This window comes from Shimia sp. R9_3 (assembly GCF_017743755.1).
Lineage (GTDB): Bacteria > Pseudomonadota > Alphaproteobacteria > Rhodobacterales > Rhodobacteraceae > Shimia.
In genome coordinates, this window is record NZ_JAGHRP010000034.1 from 1 (window position 1) to 1076 (window position 1076).

Below are 1076 nucleotides of genomic sequence, written 5' to 3' on the forward strand. Positions count from 1 at the left end.
GCGATCACCAAACAGTTTGGTGACTTCAAAGCGTACGACGAAATCGACGGCGCGCCAGAAGAAAAAGCACGTGGCATCACCATCTCCACCGCGCACGTGGAATATGAAACCGAAGCACGTCACTACGCACACGTTGACTGCCCAGGCCACGCTGACTACGTGAAAAACATGATCACCGGTGCGGCGCAGATGGACGGCGCGATCCTGGTTGTGAACGCAGCCGACGGCCCAATGCCACAGACCCGTGAGCACATCCTGCTGGGCCGCCAGGTTGGCATCCCTGCCATGGTTGTTTTTATGAACAAAGTGGACCAGGTTGACGACGAAGAACTGCTCGAGCTGGTGGAAATGGAAATCCGCGAGCTGCTGTCTGAGTATGAATTCCCAGGCGACGACATCCCTGTGATCGCAGGTTCCGCTCTGGCGGCTCTGGAAGACCGCGACGACAACATCGGCAAAGAGAAAATCGCTGAGCTGATGGCGGCTGTTGACGAGTACATCCCACAGCCACCACGTGCGACTGACCAGCCGTTCCTGATGCCAATCGAAGACGTGTTCTCGATCTCTGGCCGCGGTACTGTTGTGACCGGCCGTGTTGAGCGTGGCGTGATCAACGTTGGCGACGAAATCGAAATCGTTGGCATCAAAGACACTCAGAAAACCACCTGTACCGGTGTTGAAATGTTCCGCAAGCTGCTGGACTCCGGTGAAGCGGGCGACAACATCGGCGCGCTGCTGCGTGGTGTTGACCGTGAAGCGGTTGAGCGTGGTCAGGTTCTGTGTAAGCCAGGTTCCGTGAACCCACACACCAAGTTCGAAGCAGAAGCCTACATCCTGACCAAGGATGAAGGTGGCCGTCACACCCCGTTCTTCGCGAACTACCGTCCACAGTTCTACTTCCGTACAACTGACGTGACCGGCACTGTTGAACTGCCAGCGGGCACCGAGATGGTGATGCCTGGCGACAACCTGAAGTTCAACGTTGAGCTGATCGCACCGATCGCAATGGAAGCCGGCCTGCGCTTCGCGATCCGTGAAGGCGGCCGCACCGTTGGTTCCGGTGTTGTGTCCAAAAT

Annotated in this window: 1 protein-coding gene; it reads left to right on the plus strand. The window is 57.2% G+C overall.

Features of this window, described 5'->3' with window-relative positions:
* Positions 1 to 1076: elongation factor Tu (tuf, locus tag J7412_RS21755; protein ID WP_209081980.1), on the plus strand; the 1076-nt coding region annotated here is incomplete at both ends.